Source organism: Stenotrophomonas sp. 28608_Sma, from assembly GCF_056486185.1.
In genome coordinates this window covers 1,402,515-1,419,377 of the sequence record NZ_CM151308.1, presented here as the reverse complement: position 1 = coordinate 1,419,377, position 16,863 = coordinate 1,402,515, and the positions used below count along the sequence as shown (strand labels likewise).

Sequence of the window (16,863 nt, the reverse complement as noted above, 5' to 3'; positions counted from 1 at the left end):
TCTGAACGGGCTGATCTGAACCGGTTCAGGCCACGCGCTGGGTCAGGTGCGAGGCGATCAGCTGCCTGAACGGTGCCACGCCTTGTGCCAGACGCAGGCCCGCCGCGCGCAGCAGCCGCGCCGGGCGGCGATCGTCGGTATACAGGCTGGCGATGGCATTGGTGGCCTCGTACAGCGGCCGCGACGCCAGCCGGTGACCACGCTGGTAGCTGGCCAGCATGCCGGCAGCGGCAATGTCGGCACCACGGCGCTGCTGCGCGACGATGCCCTGCGCCAGCCGCTGCGCGCTGGCCAGGCCCAGATTGAAGCCATGTGCGGTGACCGGATGCATGCCCACCGCGGCATCGCCGATCAACGCCGAACGCTCGCCGACGAAACGGTGCGCGTACACACCCACCAGCGGATACGCCTGCGGCGTGGCCACTGGCTGCATCCGGCCCAGGCGGTGTTCGAAGCAGGCACCGATGGCCTCACCGAAGGCCACCTCGTCCATCGCCAGCAGTTCTTCAATCTGCCGCGGTGGCAGCGTGATCACTGCTGATGCCTGGCCTTCGTTGAGCGGCAGCAACGCCATCGTGCGGCCGTAGCCGAACCACTCCCAGGCAGTGTGGTGATGATCACGCTCAACCTGCATGCGGCACACCAGCATCGACTTGCCGAAGTCGCGCATCTGCGCGCCGATGCCGAGCATGCGGCGCGTTGCGGAGAAGCGGCTGTCAGCGGCGACCAGCAGGCGCGCATGAAGTTGGCTGCCGTCATCGAGTTTGACCACGTGGCCCTGCGCATCGGCCTGCACGCCCAGCACCTTGCGCCCGTCGAACAGCTCCAGGCCGTCCTGCCCCTGCACGGCATCCCATGCAGCGCGGCGGATCAGATGGTTGGGCACCAGCCAACCCAGCGGCTGACCGTCCACCTGGCTGCTGGCGAAGGTCAGCGCGAACGGCGAGCCGCCGTTCATCACCTTGGCATCGCGCAGTTCAGCGACTTCGGCCTGCGGCAGGCGCTGCCACAGCCCCAGCTGCTCCATGCTCTGCCGCGAGGCATGGGTCAGCGCGATCTCACGGCCATCGAAGGCGGCCTCGGCAAGGGCCTGGCGCGGTTGAACTTCGACCAGCCCGACCTGCAGGCCGCTACCGGCCAGCGCACGCGCGAAACACAGCCCCGCCGGTCCGGCGCCGACCACCACCACGTCCATCCTGCGCATGCGCGCCTCCTGCCGTTGATTCAGTCCGCGCCAGCATAGCGCCGCGCACCTGACCGGCCTTGATCTGGATCAGGCCGGGATCACAACAACGCGAACACCAGCGCCAGGATCGACAGCAGCGACACTGCCCAGACCAGGCTGCGCACGTAGGGCACGCCCGCGGCATACAGCGGCAGGTAGACCACGCGCGCCCAGAAGTAGGCCTGCGCGGCCAGTGCCGTGGTGTCGTTGCCGCGCCCGGCCACGACCACTGCGATGGCGGCGGCAGCGAAGAACGGGAACGTCTCCAGAAAGTTGGCCTGCGCACGCTGCAGGCGCCCGGCCAGCGGGCTGAGTGGCCTGGCTTCGCCATCACGCGCCGAGGCATTCCACTTCATCCCGCGCTCGCGGGTGACCACGGTGGAGGTAGCGAAGATGTAGACAAAGCCCAGCAGCACCGACAAGGCCAGCATCGTCAGTTCAGTTGCCATCGATCATCTCCTCAGGGTGCCGACGCACGCAGGCTGTAACCGGCCAGGCGCCACACCTGGTCCTCGTCGAAACGGAACGAGACCAGCTCGCGCACCGGCTGCGCGCTGTTGGCGAAACGGGTCGGGAAGCTGACGTTGATGTACAGCCCCTCCGGCACCGCGGCACCGGCGCTGTACTTGACCCGGGTGACGGTCGGCTGGCCACGCCCGGCCAGCGCGCCCAGGCGCGTGCGCTCGGCAGTCAACTGACTGACGAAGGCGGCCTTCGGTACTGCACGGCGCGCGACGGCCGAAGCGCCATCCCACAACTCGCCTGCGCGGTTGGCATCGACCAGCTGCGCCGCCTTCACTGCGGCCGCGCCCATTTCCGCATCCTGCTTCTGCACCTGCGCCTGCTGCGCGGCAGTCAACGCCGGAGCGCCGGCCGTGGCCGGTTTCGCAGCCGCCGGCGATGCCGGTGCGGGGCGCGCGGGTGCCGGTGCAGGCGTGGCCGGCGCGGGTGCCTGCGCCAATGCGGTCAGGGGCAGCAGGGACAGCAGCAGGAGCACGCGCTTCATGGACACCGCCGGTTCTCGGGAAAGAACCGCAGTCTACGCCAGCGCGGTGAGCTGTTCGTCAGCGTGCGTGGGCGCTGCCTTCCACCGCTGCGGCATCGGCCTGCGCGGCAGGCGTGCCGGTGTCTGCTGGCGCATGTTCGGCCACCGGCGGCGGCTCCGACGGTGCCGGCGGCAACGTTGCCACATCGATTTCCGACAGCGGGCTTTCTTCCGGGCACACCGCATCGGGGAAGCCGAAGCGCTGCTTCAACGCCTGGCCGCAGCTGTTGATCGATTCCATGTCGGCGCCTTCGTGCTTGCACTGCTGGTCGAAGGCGATCAGGAACGCGTCCTTGCGCTGCACGAAGTCGTCACCACAGGCACGCATCTGCTTGATCCGCTCCAGGTCGTCCTGCACCGCGTTGGTGCCGTCCAGGCCGTACTGGCGCAGTTCGTCCGGCGTCAGCAGGCGCAGGCTGCGGTTGGGCACCGTCATCATCAGATCGGCCACGCCCACCGCCACGCCGTTGCGCTGCAGGTAGTCCTTTACGTTGTCGTAGACCTCGTGCAGCTCGCGGTTGAGCTCGGCGCGCGAAGTGGCCTTGGAACTGATGCGCATCATGCGGTGGATGCCGACCTTTCCCGACAGCAGCCGGTTGTCACCAGCGGCCAGCACGAACACGCAGGCGCTGTGGCAGATCGAGCCTTCGCGCACCCAGATGGTCCAGCCCGATTCACCGATGCTGTCACCGGCGACGATCGCCGATTCCACCTGACCGCCGCTGGAGTCCAGATCGAGGATGCGCTTGTGGATCTTCTGTTCATCGGCGACCACGGCAAGTCGCCACATCATTTCGGCGAAGCCCGGATTGATCTTGCCGGCGTAACGCACACGCATCAGGCCACGCTCGGCACACGGCGCCAGGGCCTGGGAAATCTGCTCGCGCTGCAGGCCTTCCAGTTCGACACCGTCGCCGGCATCACCGGCATATTCCGTGCTGCAGCTGACCCAGGCACGACCATTTTCCAACTGCGCCTGCGGCCACGGCCGATCCGCCCGGCTGCGCGGCGGCGCCGGCGGTGGCGGCGCGTCAGCCGCATTGATCGACACCATGTTCTCGCCATCACTGGCCGGCGCACGCGCCGCCTTGTCGGCAGCGGTCACATTGCCCGGATTCTCCAACTGACTGCAGCCCGCCAGGGCCAGGCACAACAGGGGCAACCAGCGGAATTTGGCGGACATCGGGCAACCGGGATTGATGGGAGCAAGAGCCACAGTCTACCCGTCCAGGCCGCGCATTCAGCGCGTGGCACTGAACCCCCTCTGACCCTTGGGAAAAAGCGTGTCGACCAAGGTCGACACCTACCAACAGCAAAAGCGTGCCGACCAACGGTCGGCACCCACCAACTGCAGCTACCAACTGTCAGAGGTGGGGCGGTGTGGGCTGACAGGACCGTTGGCGCCATGGATGGCGCCATAGAGCCCCCATGGACGGGTTTACGGCGTGTCCTGACAGCCCACACCGCCCCGCCATCCCACGGACTGCCAGCTTTTGATTGAGACGTTGACGTTGACGTTGCGGGTGCAGGGCTGCAAGCCCTGCCAGAACCCCCTCCAGCATCCATGTCCGAATCCGGCGAGTATCCCCGCCCGCACACGCCTAGACTGGCGCCATGGACACCGCCCTCGCCCTCGACACCGCCGCCTGCGACCGCGCCCGCCTGGCCCGCGACGCACGCTTCGACGGCGTGTTCTTCACCGCCGTGCGCAGCACCGGCATCTATTGCCGCCCCGTGTGCCCGGCACCGCCGCCGAAGCCGCGCAACATCACTTACTACCCGACCGCGGCCGCGGCTGCGGCAGCCGGTTACCGCCCGTGCCTGCGCTGCCGCCCCGAGCTGGCACCGCAGGCGCAGCAGGCACTGGCCGGGCAGACCGTGCAGCGCGCACTGGCCCTGATCCATGGTGGCTTCCTGCAGGAACAGCCGGTAGCCGACCTCGCAGAGAAGATCGGACTCAGCGCGCGCCAGCTGCAGCGCCTGTTCGTCGAACATCTGGGCGCAACGCCAGGGCAGATCCACGCCACCCATCGGCTGCTGCTGGCCAAGCAGCTGCTGACCGAGACCACGCTGCCGGTGACCGACGTCGCGCTGGCCGCCGGCTACAACAGCCTGCGCCGTTTCAATACGGCCTTCCTGCAGGGCTGCGGCATGGCACCGACAGCACTGCGTCGCCAGCACCAGCCGCTGGCCGCCGATGACGGCTGCCTGGTACTGCGCCTGGCGTACCGCCCGCCGTTGGATTTCCCACGCATGCTGGCCTTCCTGCGCAAGCGCAGCCTGCCCGGCATCGAGCTGATCGGCGAAGACAGCTACCAGCGCGTGCTCGGCACGCCGGAGCGCCCCACCCTGCTGCGCGTCACCGCCGACCCGAAGCGCCCGGAACTGCGCCTGCAGCTGGGCGCGGTCGATCCGCGCCTGATTCCGGACATCGTGCGCCGCGTGCGTCGCGTGTTCGATCTGGATGCCGACCTGCAGCAGGTCCACGCCGCGCTCGGCGAAGAGCCGCTGCTGGCGCGCGGCATTGCCGAACGTCCCGGACTGCGCGTCCCGGGCGGCTGGGATGGCTTCGAAGTGGGCGTGCGCGCGGTGCTCGGCCAACAGGTCAGCGTCGCTGCGGCCACGACCTTCGCGCGGCGGCTGGTGGATGCCTATGGCGCACACCTGCCGGGCATGCCATCGGAATTCGATCGCCAGTTCCCGGCCCCCGAGCTGCTGGCCGAAGCGCCGCTGGAATCAATCGGCCTGCCGCGCAGCCGCGCCGCCACCGTGCGTGCGCTTGCCGCCGCCTGTGCCAGTGGCGCGCTCGACTTCGGCCCGGGCCAGGCGCTGGAAGAGTTCGTTTCCCGCTGCGTGGCACTACCCGGCATCGGTCCGTGGACCGCGCAGTACATCGCCTTGCGCGGGCTCGGCCAGCCCGATGCCTTCCCGGCCGGTGACCTGGTACTGCAGCAGGTGCTCGGCCATGCGCAGGGCCAACGCCTGAGCGAACGCGCGACCGAAGCGCGCTCGCAACCGTGGCGCCCCTGGCGTGCCTATGCCGTGCTGCACCTGTGGCACCTGTCCGGCACTTTCGTTGGAGAACCGACATGACCTTGTTGTTCGACCGTTTCGACAGCCCGATCGGCGTGCTGACCATCGCCGGTGACGAACGTGGTCTGTCCCACGTGCTGTTCCCGGAAAACCGCCACCCGGCACGCGGCCGCGACGACTGGCACTACGCGCCGGATGCGCTGCCGGAAGCACGCGAGCAGCTGCTGCAGTTCCTGCACGGCGAACGCAGCAGCTTTGACCTGGAGCTTTCGCCACGCGGCACGCCGTTCCAGCTGCGCGTGTGGCAGGCGCTGGCGCTGATCCCGTTCGGCCAGACCTGGAGCTACCTGCAGCTGGCGCAGCATCTGGGCCAGCCCAGTGCGACCCGCGCCGTCGGCGCTGCCAATGGGCGCAATCCGCTGCCGATCATCCTGCCCTGCCATCGCGTGATCGGCAGCAACGGCGCACTGACCGGCTTTGGTGGCGGCCTGGAAACCAAGGCCGCGCTGCTGCGACTGGAACAACGCCAGGCCCCGCTGTTCGCCTGAGAGGGTTGGCCGGGCTGCGCCCGGCACCCGCCGTAACCTGGTAGGTGTCGACCTTGGTCGACACGGTAGATCCACGCCATGCGTGGATGGAAGCATCGGGAACATGTCTGGAGAAAAGCCCCCTTCTTGTTGAAGGGGGCGCGCCGACAGGCGCGGGGATAAGGAAAAATGCGCGGACACGCTGCGCCCTTCGGCGCAGCGTGTCTTGGGCGCGTCATTGCACCGGCTTATCATGGGCGGATGACTTCCGTACGCCTGACCTGCGCGCTGGCGCTGCTGCTGCCATTGGCCGCCTGCACCACCGCGCCCGCCCCTTCCGCCTCCGCTCCCACCGCTGTCGCTGCGGCTGCGCCGCCGAAGCTGCTGCTGATCTCGATCGACGGACTGCGCGCCGATGCGCTGGACCGCGGCCTGACCCCGAACCTGCAGCGCCTGATCGACGGCGGCGTGCGTGCACGCTGGATGACCCCGTCCTATCCGTCGCTGACCTTCCCCAACCACTACACCATCGTCACCGGCCTGCGCCCGGACCACCACGGCATCGTCAACAACAGCATGGACGATGAAGCCCTAGGGCGGTTCGAGCTGAGCAACCGTGAGGCGGTCACCACCAGCGGCTGGTGGGGCGGCGAACCGATCTGGGTCGGCGCCGAGAACGCCGGGGTGCGTTCGGCCACCACCTCGTGGCCGGGCAGTGAATCGAAAATTCGCGGTGTGCGCCCAAGCCAATGGCGCGTGTACGACGGCAAGGAACCGCTGGAACAACGCGCGGGCACCGTGCTGCACTGGCTTGCACAGACCGATGCCGACGCCCCCCGCCTGACCACGCTGTACATGGAGCACGTGGACAAGGCCGGCCACAACTACGGCCCCGAATCGAAGCAGTACGCCGACGCCATCGTGCGCGCCGACCAGATCATCGGCCAGGTGCTCGATGGACTGCAGCAGCGCGGCCTGGCCGCGACCACCAACGTGATCGTGGTCTCCGACCATGGCATGGCCAGCGTCCCGGTCGGCCAGGTGATCTCCACCGAATCAATGGCCGCCCCGGCCATCGCTCGCAACGTCAGCCAGGGCCAGTCGGTGGGTTTTGCGCCGTTGGCCGGTCACGAAGCCGCAGCCGAGCGCGCCCTGCTCGGTCGTCACGCGCACTACGAGTGCTGGAAGAAAGAGAACCTGCCGCCGCGCCTGCACTACGGCACCCACCCGCGCATTCCCGCCATTGTCTGCATGATGGATGAAGGCTGGGATGCCCTGCACCAGGAGAAGATCGCCAAGCGAGACCATCAGGATCGTGGCTCGCATGGCTACGACAATGCCCTGCCCTCCATGCGCGCGGTATTCGTGGCCAGCGGCCCGTCGTTCCGCCAGGGCCTGGTGATCGATGGCTTCGACAATGTCGACGTCTACCCGCTGCTGGCGCACCTGCTGCAGGTGCCGGCCGCACCGAACGACGGCAATCCGGAAACGCTGAAGAAAACCCTGCGCTGATCGTACGTCTTCCGCCGGGCATGGCCCGGCGAACGCAGCAAGCGGAACGACGAGCACAAAAAAACGCGGCGCCAGGCGCCGCGTTTTTCGTTGAACCGGTCCAGGCCGGATCAGGCCTTGGCGACGGCCTTCTTCGCCACAGCCTTCTTCGCCGGAGCCTTGGCCACGGTCTTCTTGGCAACCGGAGCAGCGGCGCCTACGGCGACCTTGCTCGCGGTGTGCGAACGGGCGTTGCCGTAGCTGGCGTTGTAGCGCTTGCCCTTGGCGGTCTTGCGGTCACCCTTACCCATGTCTTCAACTCCTCAAATGTGAAATCTGGTTACCCCGTACTGACACGGGTTCGGCGGGGCCGCCTTGCTGGGCGCCCCCGCGCACGATCGAAAATCCTATCACGGAGCGCCTAGTGCGCGCAGCTGGCGTCGTGCACGTGACCGTGGTTGAGGCGCAGGTTGACCAGATGGGCGACCCCCACCAGCAGGCCGCCGATGGTCATCACCACCGCGTGTGGCACCGCATTGTGGTGCAGCGGGTCGTACAGCACGCCGGCCCACAACGCGACCAGGCCGGGAATCAGGAAGCCCAGCGCACGCAGCGCACCGTGCCGGCGGTAGCCCCAGACCAGGCTGAACAATCCGAGCAGGGTGACGAACACCACCAGCGCCTGTTCCACCCCATCGCTCAGCCAGAACGACAGGCCCAGCGACGGCGCCGCGGCCAGCAGCACGGGGATCACCGCGCAGTGCACCGCGCACAGCATCGAACCAGTGGCGCCGAAACGGTCGAGCAGGTGGCGCAGGCGTGAGGACAGGGACATGACTTCCAGCAGGGTCGGCGAATCGTTATGGAATAATATAACATCCCTCCCCGACCCGCACGGTTTCCCTCCCCCTGTCCCGCTGACGGGATTCGTGCGCCCAGCGATTGATACAGTGTAACAAAGGACCCACCGATGCCCGCCCGTACCCCGCGGTTGAAGCCGCATTCCCTCGCCCTGGCCCTGACCGCCCTGCTTCCGACCGCTGCCTTCGCCGCCAGCGAAGACGATTCCCATCGTGACCGCCACCTGACTGAACTGTCGTCGGTGCAGGTCACCGCGTCGCCGCTGCAGGGCGATGCCGAATCGCTGGCGCGCCCGGTGGACGTGCTGGCCGGTGAGCGCCTGGACGAGCAGAAGGCCGGCACCCTCGGCGATACCGTGGCCAAACTGCCCGGCGTGCAGAGCACCTTCTTCGGCCCTGGCGTCGGCCGCCCGATCATCCGCGGCCAGGAAGGCCCGCGCGTGGCCGTGCTGTCCAATGGCATGAGCAACATGGATGCCTCCACCGTCAGTGCCGACCATGCCACCAGCATCGAGCCGTTCCTGGCCGACCAGATCGAAGTACTGAAGGGCCCGGCCACGCTGCTGTTCGGCAGCGGCGCCATCGGTGGCGCGGTCAATGTGGTCGATGGCCGCATCGCGCGCGAGCTGCCGGAGCGCCCGCTGAGCGGCCGCGCCGAGCTGCGCGGCAATTCGGTGAACAACGAACGTAGCGGCATGTTCCGCCTCGATGGCGTCAGCGGCAATGTCGTGCTGCACGTGGATGGCCTGGTCCGCAATGGCGATAACTACCGCATCCCCGGCTATGCCGTGATCGACAGCCTTGAAGATCATCACGATCACGACCATGACCACGCGGGCGAGGAAGGCGAAGAGCCGCGCCGCGGCCGCCTGGACAACAGCTCGATCCGCACCCGCGCCGGCGGCGTCGGCGCGACCTGGCTGGGCGACGGCGGCTACTTCGGCGTATCGGCCAGCACCTATCGCACCAACTACGGCATTCCCAATGGCGCGCACGTGCATGCCGATGGCGATGATCATGGCCATGACCACGGCCACGACCATGGCGATGAAGAGGAAGGCGGCGACGAGCATGACGTGCGCATCGACATGGTGCAGAACCGCTTCGAGACCAAGGCCGGCATCTACAACCCGGTCTCGTTCCTGAAGAACATCAATGCACGCGTGGCCTACACCGACTACGAACACGTGGAGCTGGAAGCCGGCACGCCGTCCACCCGCTTTACCAACCGTGGCATCGAGGCGCGCCTGGAAGCGGTGCAGCAGCAGATCGGCGGCTGGGACGGCGCGTTCGGCCTGCAGTTCGGCAACAGTGATTTCGGTGCCAAGGGCGAAGAGGCGTTCGTTCCGGATACCGGCACGAAGAACATCGGCCTGTTCGTACTGCAGGAAAAGCAGTTCGGCCCGTTCAAGCTGGAACTGGGCGGCCGCCACGACCAGGTCAAGCTGGACCCGACCGGTGACTACCACCGCCGCACCTTCGGCGCCACCAACCTGTCTGCGGCCGGCATCTGGAAGCTCAACGATGCCGTTGACCTGCGCATCGGCGTGGACAGCTCCGAGCGTGCACCGACCAACGAAGAGCTGTATGCCGCCGGCGCACACATCGCCACCCGCTCGCTGGAAATCGGTGACGCCAACCTGAAGACCGAGCGCGGCCAGCGCGTGGAACTGGGCATCCACACCCACAGCGAACGCCTGGACTTCTCGGCGTCGGTCTACCAGACCAAATTCAAGGACTTCATCTACCTGGCCGACACCGGCGTTACCGAGGGTCTGCCGGTCCGCGCCTGGACGCAGCAGGATGCGGTGTTCCGCGGTGCCGAAGCCGAAGCGCTGGTGCACCTGTTCGAAGGCGGCGCCGGTGACTGGGACCTGCGCGTGTTCGGCGACTACGTGAAGGCCAAGCTGGATGGCAACGGCAGCCGCAACCTCGACATCGCCGTGCCGCATGGCGACCACAACCACAACTACAGCGTGGAGCTGGCCAACACCGGCTACCTGCCGCGCATCGCCCCGGCCCGCGTCGGCGCCGACCTGCGCTGGTCGAAGGACGGCTGGCGCGCCTCGGTCGGTGCGGTCCGCTACAGCCGCCAGAAGGATGTCGCCCAGAACGAAGCGCCGAGCGACGGCTACACCCTGGTCGACGCGCATCTGGCCTACCGCTGGGATCGCAACGCGAGCAACAGCTACGAAGTGTTCCTGGATGGCAGCAACCTGACCAACCGTGAAGTGCGCCCGCACACCTCGCTGCTGCGCGACTACTCGCCGCTGCCGGGCCGTGGTGTCGCATTCGGCATCCGCGCGTTCTTCTGATCGCGTAGTGGAGTCGGATCCCATTCCAGAGGAATGGGTTCTGACCCCAGCCTCAGCCCACGCATGGCGTGGATCCAATGCAAGCAGATCCGATGGGGGCCTTCTGGCCCCCATCTCTTTGTGCAGCATCCATCACGCATTCGTCACAAAGATGTGCGTACCACAACAAGCGGACAATCCCGTCACTCAAAGTCTCGCCAATCGGACATTTTTGTCCGAAAATAATTCCATGACTGCCCAACGTGCCGATGCTGCTGCCCGCCGTGCCCTCATCCTCGACGCCGCCGATCATGTGTTCGGCCAACACGGTGTCACCGCCCCGCTGGACCTGGTGGTCGAACGCGCCCAGGTGGGCCGCGCCACCCTGTACCGCAACTTCCCCGACCGCACCGCGCTGATCCAGGCCCTGCTGCAACGTACGGTCGACCGTATCCGGCGCCAGGTCGAGCAGCTCGGCGACCGCGACGATGCCCTTTTCGAAGTGTTCGAGGGTATGGCCCAGCGCATCATCGATTCGCCGGCACTGGCCGATTACTGGCGTGCAGTCGATTCGGACGTGCCGGCCATGCGCACCGCGCGCGAGACCGTGCGCGATCTGCTGGAAGCACCGATCGCCCGTGCCAAGGCCGCCGGCCTGTGCCGGGCCGACCTGGAGAAGACGGATATTTCACTGATCTCGGGCATGCTGGGCGCAGCCCTGCGCGGCAAGACCCGCGACGAGCGCGCCCACCTGGCCGGGCGTGCCCTGCAGCTGCTGCGCGGGGGTCTCCAGGGAGCAACCAGCGAGGCCCGCTGATGGTCCAGCCGTATCTGAAGCCGGTTCCGGATTGGGAGGAGCACGAGAAGCCGACCATGCCCGGTTCGGCGTCGATGCCCTGGCACCCACCGTATCGACGCGTGGCCTATGCACTGGTGTCGCTGCTGGTGGCGATCACCGGTGGCCTTGGCAATGCACTGGTCACCGCCAACCTGCCCTTCCTGCAGGGCCAGCTGGCACTGACGCCGACCCAGGGCAGCTGGCTGGTGGCGGCCTATGCAATGGTCAACGTCACGGCCAACCTGCTGGCCTTCAAGTTCCGCCAGCAGTACGGCATCCGCCTGTTCGCCGAGATCGGCCTGGGCCTGTACGCAGCACTGGCGGTGCTGCACCTGTTCGTTGGCAGCTTCGAGACCACGATGCTGACCCGTGCCGCCAGCGGCTTCGCTGGCGCCGCCTGTTCGACACTGGGCACGCTGTACATGCTGCAGGCGCTGCCACGACGGTTCACCGGCAATCTGCTGGTGGTTGGCGTGGGCCTCTCGCAGCTGGCGGTGCCGATCGCCTGGATCGTCTCGCCGGGCCTGGTCGATACCGGCCAGTGGCACCAGCTCTACTCGTTTGAAGCCGGGCTGGCCCTGTGCGCGTTCGCGGCAGTGGTGGTGCTGAAGCTGCCGCCCGGCATCCAGGTGAAAGCCTTCGAGCCGCTGGACTTCCTCACCTTCGCCCTGCTTGCGCCGGCTGTCGCGCTGCTGGTGATCGTGCTGGCGCAGGGCTACACCCGCTGGTGGCTCAACACGCCATGGCTGGGCTGGGCGCTGGTCGCCTCGATCGTGCTCTCCACCACTGCCTTCATCATCGAACACTACCGGCGCAATCCGCTGCTGCAGATCCGCTGGCTGTCGAAGCTGCCGGTGCTGCACTTCATCGTCGGCGCGTTCCTGATCCGCTTCCTGACCACCGAGCAGTCCTATGGCGTGGTCAACCTGATGCGCACGCTGGGCATGGGCCCGGACCAGATGCGCCCGCTGTTCGTAGTGATCCTCGCGGGCGTGGTCACCGGCATCGCCGGTGCCTCGCTGACCTTCGGCCCGAAGCGGCTGATCGCGCAGCTGCTGATGGCGATCCTGCTGCTCGGCGCTGCCGCCTTCTTCGATCAGCACCGCACCAGCATGGATCGACCGCACGATTTCTATGTCAGCCAGTTCCTGGCCTCGGTCGGTGCCGGCATGTTCATGGGCCCGTTGATCATGCTCGGCATTTCCGCGGCGCTGAAGCAGGGTGTGGACCACATGATCACCTTCCTGGTAACGCTGTCGATCACACAGACGCTCGGTGGCCTGGCCGGTTCGGCGGTGCTGGGCACCTTCCAGCTGCACCGCGAGCAGCTGTACTCCAGCGCGTTGACCAGCCAGCTCGACCCGGCCGACCCGGTGGTGGCGCAGCGCCTGCGCCTCCAGCAGCAGCTGTACAGCGCACAGATCACCGACCCGGTGCTGCGCAGCGCGCAGGGCAGCGCGCAGCTGGCGCAGACCACGCGCCGCGAAGCCAACGTGCGTGGCTTCAATGATGTGTTCACGCTGAGCGGTTGGCTGGCGATCGGCTTCCTGGGCTGGTTGCTGCTGCTGTCGCTGCGCACCGCCGTGCTCAAGCAATGGCGCAAGCGCCACCCCACTTCCCCCGCTGCGGTCACGCCGGCCGCGCCCCGCTGAGTCCTCCTCCATGCCTCCCGTCCCGCCCCGCCCCGACGACATCGACGCCGACAACGTCACTCCACCGCCGCCGACCGATGCGGCGCCTGCGCCCACGCCCGCGGCACCGGCTGCCGCGCCGAAGTACCTCAAGCCCAGCGCGCGCAGCGTGGTGGTGATGGTGGTGGTGGCCTTGCTGGGCATTGCGCTGATCCTGCGCGCCTGGCACCTGTGGCCGTTCATCAGCAGCGTGATGGTGACCGACAACGCCTATGTGCGCGGGCAGATCACGGTGATGGCGCCACAGGTGAACGGCTACGTGACCGAGGTGCTGGTGAAGGACTTCCAGCACGTGAGGGAGGGCGAGCCGCTGCTGCGCATCGATGACCGCATCTACACGCAGCGTGTCGCTCAGGCGCAGGCAACCCTGGACAGCGCACGTGCGGCACTGGCCAACTCGGACCAGTCGCAGGCACAGAACCGTGCGCAGATCGCTTCGGCGCACGCCACGCTGTCGGCCGGCCAGGCCGAGCTGCAGCGTTCGCGCAATGAATTGAAACGCTACGAGGAACTGGCTGCGCAGCAACTGGTGTCGGTCAACGACCGCGACAAGTTCCGCACCACCCAGGCCTCGGCACAGGCCAGCGTGCAGCAGTCGCAGGCGCAGATCCGCATCGCCGAGGAAACGCTGGTGTCGACCCAGGTGGCGCGCAAGAGCCTGGAGGCCCAGGTGGAAAGCGCACAGGCACAACTGGAACTGGCGCGCATCGACCTGGCCAACACGGTGATCCACGCACCGCGCGACGGCCAGATCAGCGAAGCCAGCGTGCGCGTGGGCCAGTACGTCGCCGCCGGTTCGCAGCTGCTGTTCCTGGTGCCTGACACGCTATGGGTGGTGGCCAACTACAAGGAAGGCCAGACCTGGGGCATGGCGATCGGTCAGCCGGCCACGTTCTCGGTGGACGCGTTCCAGGGCCAGGTGCTGCGCGGCCGCGTGCAGGAGATCGCGCCCGCCACCGGGTCGGAATTCAGCGTGCTGCGCCCGGACAATGCCAGCGGCAACTTCACCAAGGTGGTGCAGCGGCTGCCGGTGCGGATATCGATCAATGAAGGCCAGACGCTGGCCGCACAGCTGCGGCCAGGCATGTCGGTGATCGTGCGGGTGGATACCCGGTCCAAGCCGATGGACTAGGGTGCAGGCTGCTGACTGCCTTCACCCCATTGATCCGCTACCGTTACGGATCTGGATCAGGATCACTGGAAGACGATGAAATTCACGACACTGGCCAGGCGGGCGGCCAAGGACACGCTGGAAGCGGAAGATCTGATCGCCTTCGTGCAGGAGCACGGCGCCGAAGGTGGCGAGGAGATTGAGCGGCTGCGGATACTGCACGGTTGGCCGGATGATGGCCTGCTGGGCGATGGTAGCCGGGTTGTACCGTTCGGCGGCTGGGCCAAGGCCTGCACCGCCTGGGGACGCCAGGGCGTGGAAGGCCTGCGCGATATGCTGGGTGACCCCCAGCTGGCAGTGTTCGCGCTCGGCACACTGGCCGATGTGAGTGGCCCCGCCGCCATTGCCATCCTGCTGGACTTTGCCGAACGCGCTGACTGGTCGCGTGCGGGCACACCGCGTGATCTGCCCTGCCAGGCGCTTTACTGCCTCAATACTGCGCTTTCGGGGAAGACCGGCGTTGCGCTTACACCCGGCATGCAGGCGTCGATGCTGCGTATCGCCAAGCTCATCTGGGACGCCAGGGTGCCCAATGTGCATTTCCTGGCGCAGGCACTGTATTTAGTGCGCCGTGCCGACCCGGTACCAGCGCTCGCCTGGGTCGAGCAGTTGCGGGTGGACGACCCTGTACTGGTCGACGCACAGCGCAGCGTCCTGAAGCGTCTGAAAGAGCACGCCGCCCGGGACTGAGCGTACGGCTCAGTCCGGGTACGCGCCGCGACTCAGCCCGCGCAGCGCGCGCAGAGGCCGTGCACTTCCAGGGTCTGTGCCTGCGGCTGGAAGCCCAGCTCCTTGGCACGCTTTTCCAGCTGGGTGACGATCTCGCGGTCTTCCAGTTCCACCGCGCTGTGGCAGCTGTTGCAGATCAGGAACGGCACCGAGTGCGCCGCGCTGCTGGGGTGGTGGCAGGCCACGAAGGCATTCACCGACTCCAGCTTGTGCACGAAGCCATTGGCCATCAGAAAGTCGAGCGCGCGGTAAACGGTGGGCGGGGCATCAGCGCCCACGCCCTTGCCGTTGCGCACCCATTCCAGCAGCTCGTAGGCCTTGACCGGCTTGCCGGCCTCGGCGATCAGCTTCAGCACGTTGGCGCGGATCGGGGTCAGGCGCAGCCCGCGTTCGCGCGAGACACGCTCGACCACCGCCACGAAATCCGACGCGTCGTGGACGTGGTGGTGCGAGGCGGTACAGGCAGTGGCGGTCTTGGCGGGCATGCGTGTTCTCCGGTTCGGGCCTGGCAAGGATGCCTCAGGCCGTTGCTACCTTGGTGATGGCCACATCAATGCGTTTCAAGGCCTGCTCGCGGCCGGCCAGGTACACGGTATGGGAAATGTCAGGACTGACCTGGGTGCCGGTGATGGCCACGCGCAGCGGCTGGGCCACCTTGCCCATGCCGATTTCCAACGCCGCGGCCGCGTCGTGCAGGGCGACGCCCACCGATTCGGCTGTCCACTCCGGCAGCGCCGCCAGCAGTTCGCGGGCCTTGCCCAGCGCCACTTCGGCACCGGCCTTGAAGTGCTTGGCCACCGCCGCTTCGTCGTACTCGGTCAGCGGCTGGTACCAGACCACGGCCTTCTCGGCCATTTCCTTCAGGGTCTGCACGCGTTCACGCAGGGCGATCACCACGTCCTCCGGGGCGGGGCCGGCGGCCACGTCCAGGCCCAGCTTCTGCAGCTGGTAGACCAGGTGCGGCACGATCGCGGCCACGTCCTCGGTCTTCAGGAAGTGCTGGTTGACCCAGCCCAGCTTGGCCATGTCCAGGCGCGAGGCCTTGGAGTTGCAGTCCTTCACGTCGAACAGGTCGATCAGCTCCTGGCGGCTGAACAGCTCCTGGTCACCGTGCGACCAGCCCAGGCGGGCCAGGTAGCTCAGCAGCGCGTCCGGCAGGTAGCCGGCGTCCTTGTACTGCATCACGTCGGCCGCGCCGGTGCGCTTGGACAGCTTGGCGCCCTGCTCGTCGAGGATCATCGGCATGTGGCCGAACTTCGGCACCGGCGCGCCGATGCCTTCGTACAGGTTGATCTGGCGCGGGGTGTTGTTGATGTGGTCGTCGCCGCGGATGACCTCGGTGATGCCCATGTCCCAGTCGTCCACCACCACCGCGAAGTTGTAGGTGGGGTAGCCGTCCGGGCGGAAGATGACCATGTCATCCAGCTCGCTGTTGGCGATCTCGATGCGGCCCTTGATCAGGTCGTCGAACACCACCGTGCCTTCCAGCGGGTTCTTGAAGCGGATGACGCGGTTCGGGTCGTCCTTGCGCGGCAGGCCCAGTTCGCGTGCAGCGCCGTTGTAGCGCGGCTTTTCCTGCCTGGCCATGGCGGCCTCGCGCATCGCGTCCAGCTCTTCGCGGGTCTCATAGGCGTAGTACGCCTTGCCGTCGGCCACCAGCTGCTCGGCCACTTCCATGTAACGGGCGACGCGGTCGGTCTGGTAGATCGGGCCCTCGTCGTAATCCAGGCCCAGCCACTCCATCGCCTCCAGGATCGCGTCGATCGCGCCCTGGGTGCTGCGTTCACGGTCGGTGTCCTCGATGCGCAGCACGAACTCGCCGCCACGGTGGCGGGCCTCCAGCCAGCAGTACAGCGCGGTGCGGGCACCGCCGATGTGCAGGTAACCGGTGGGGCTGGGGGCGAAGCGGGTGCGGCAGGTCATGGACGGCTCGAGGAACGGGAATCCCCCGATTTTACC

16 protein-coding genes are annotated in these 16,863 nt (G+C 67.4%); 8 read left to right on the top strand and 8 right to left on the bottom strand.

Annotated features, from left to right (window positions below; translation table 11 throughout):
• Window positions 1-25: 25 nt before the first annotated feature.
• The 4 genes from ubiM to ACZLHH_RS06470 form a co-directional block, all read right to left on the bottom strand.
• Entirely contained in the window at window positions 26-1,204 is a 1,179-nt protein-coding gene (gene ubiM / locus ACZLHH_RS06485) for a 5-demethoxyubiquinol-8 5-hydroxylase UbiM (protein WP_121503863.1), read from the bottom strand.
• 80 nt (window positions 1,205-1,284) lie between these two features.
• Window positions 1,285-1,674 (bottom strand): MAPEG family protein, encoded by a 390-nt coding sequence (locus ACZLHH_RS06480; RefSeq protein WP_180844840.1) that lies wholly within the window; start codon window positions 1,672-1,674, stop codon window positions 1,285-1,287.
• 11 nt (window positions 1,675-1,685) lie between these two features.
• On the bottom strand, window positions 1,686-2,231 hold the full coding sequence (locus ACZLHH_RS06475) for a DUF4019 domain-containing protein (protein ID WP_180844839.1): 546 nt from the start codon (window positions 2,229-2,231) through the stop codon (window positions 1,686-1,688).
• Window positions 2,232-2,289: 58 nt separating this feature from the next.
• Window positions 2,290-3,453 carry a COG3904 family protein gene (locus ACZLHH_RS06470; protein WP_180844838.1) on the bottom strand — a complete coding sequence of 388 codons (1,164 nt, stop codon included), beginning with the start codon at window positions 3,451-3,453 and terminating at the stop codon, window positions 2,290-2,292.
• A gap of 431 nt (window positions 3,454-3,884) precedes the next feature.
• Here ACZLHH_RS06470 and ACZLHH_RS06465 point away from each other — a divergent pair, with 431 nt between their 5' ends.
• From ACZLHH_RS06465 to ACZLHH_RS06455, 3 genes are all read left to right on the top strand, one after another.
• Window positions 3,885-5,363 (top strand): AlkA N-terminal domain-containing protein, encoded by a 1,479-nt coding sequence (locus ACZLHH_RS06465; protein ID WP_180844837.1) that lies wholly within the window; start codon window positions 3,885-3,887, stop codon window positions 5,361-5,363.
• Window positions 5,360-5,851, top strand: a complete 492-nt coding sequence (locus ACZLHH_RS06460; protein ID WP_132809661.1) for a methylated-DNA--[protein]-cysteine S-methyltransferase — start codon at window positions 5,360-5,362, stop codon at window positions 5,849-5,851. Before ACZLHH_RS06465 ends, ACZLHH_RS06460 begins: the two co-directional genes overlap by 4 nt.
• Before the next feature lie 240 nt (window positions 5,852-6,091).
• Window positions 6,092-7,342 (top strand): alkaline phosphatase family protein, encoded by a 1,251-nt coding sequence (locus ACZLHH_RS06455; RefSeq protein WP_180844836.1) that lies wholly within the window; start codon window positions 6,092-6,094, stop codon window positions 7,340-7,342.
• A gap of 110 nt (window positions 7,343-7,452) precedes the next feature.
• Here the strand turns inward: ACZLHH_RS06455 and ACZLHH_RS06450 are convergent, their stop codons facing one another.
• Both ACZLHH_RS06450 and ACZLHH_RS06445 read right to left on the bottom strand, forming a co-directional pair.
• Complete coding sequence (locus ACZLHH_RS06450) at window positions 7,453-7,632, bottom strand: 30S ribosomal protein THX (protein WP_004150462.1); 180 nt, start codon at window positions 7,630-7,632, stop codon at window positions 7,453-7,455.
• A 110-nt stretch (window positions 7,633-7,742) separates the two neighbouring features.
• Window positions 7,743-8,156 carry a MerC domain-containing protein gene (locus ACZLHH_RS06445; RefSeq protein ID WP_008264835.1) on the bottom strand — a complete coding sequence of 138 codons (414 nt, stop codon included), beginning with the start codon at window positions 8,154-8,156 and terminating at the stop codon, window positions 7,743-7,745.
• Window positions 8,157-8,291: 135 nt separating this feature from the next.
• Between ACZLHH_RS06445 and ACZLHH_RS06440 the strand changes: the two genes are divergently transcribed.
• From ACZLHH_RS06440 to ACZLHH_RS06420, 5 genes are all read left to right on the top strand, one after another.
• Window positions 8,292-10,496 (top strand): TonB-dependent receptor, encoded by a 2,205-nt coding sequence (locus ACZLHH_RS06440; protein ID WP_180844835.1) that lies wholly within the window; start codon window positions 8,292-8,294, stop codon window positions 10,494-10,496.
• A gap of 229 nt (window positions 10,497-10,725) precedes the next feature.
• A complete protein-coding gene (locus tag ACZLHH_RS06435) occupies window positions 10,726-11,292 on the top strand; it encodes a TetR/AcrR family transcriptional regulator (protein ID WP_010483118.1) in 567 nt (188 codons plus the stop codon).
• On the top strand, window positions 11,292-12,965 hold the full coding sequence (locus ACZLHH_RS06430) for an MFS transporter (protein ID WP_164079473.1): 1,674 nt from the start codon (window positions 11,292-11,294) through the stop codon (window positions 12,963-12,965). The genes ACZLHH_RS06435 and ACZLHH_RS06430 overlap by 1 nt, the downstream gene beginning before the upstream one ends.
• A gap of 10 nt (window positions 12,966-12,975) precedes the next feature.
• The gene (locus ACZLHH_RS06425; RefSeq protein WP_180844834.1) at window positions 12,976-14,136 is read left to right on the top strand and encodes an HlyD family secretion protein; all 1,161 of its coding nucleotides are present in this window, start codon (window positions 12,976-12,978) and stop codon (window positions 14,134-14,136) included.
• A 75-nt stretch (window positions 14,137-14,211) separates the two neighbouring features.
• Window positions 14,212-14,865, top strand: a complete 654-nt coding sequence (locus ACZLHH_RS06420) for a hypothetical protein (protein WP_180844833.1) — start codon at window positions 14,212-14,214, stop codon at window positions 14,863-14,865.
• A 32-nt stretch (window positions 14,866-14,897) separates the two neighbouring features.
• Here the strand turns inward: ACZLHH_RS06420 and ACZLHH_RS06415 are convergent, their stop codons facing one another.
• On the bottom strand, window positions 14,898-15,389 hold the full coding sequence (locus ACZLHH_RS06415) for a transcriptional repressor (RefSeq protein WP_478478759.1): 492 nt from the start codon (window positions 15,387-15,389) through the stop codon (window positions 14,898-14,900).
• Window positions 15,390-15,423: 34 nt separating this feature from the next.
• On the bottom strand, window positions 15,424-16,827 hold the full coding sequence (gltX, locus tag ACZLHH_RS06410; RefSeq protein WP_107433381.1) for a glutamate--tRNA ligase: 1,404 nt from the start codon (window positions 16,825-16,827) through the stop codon (window positions 15,424-15,426).
• Between the last annotated feature and the right edge of the window lie 36 nt (window positions 16,828-16,863).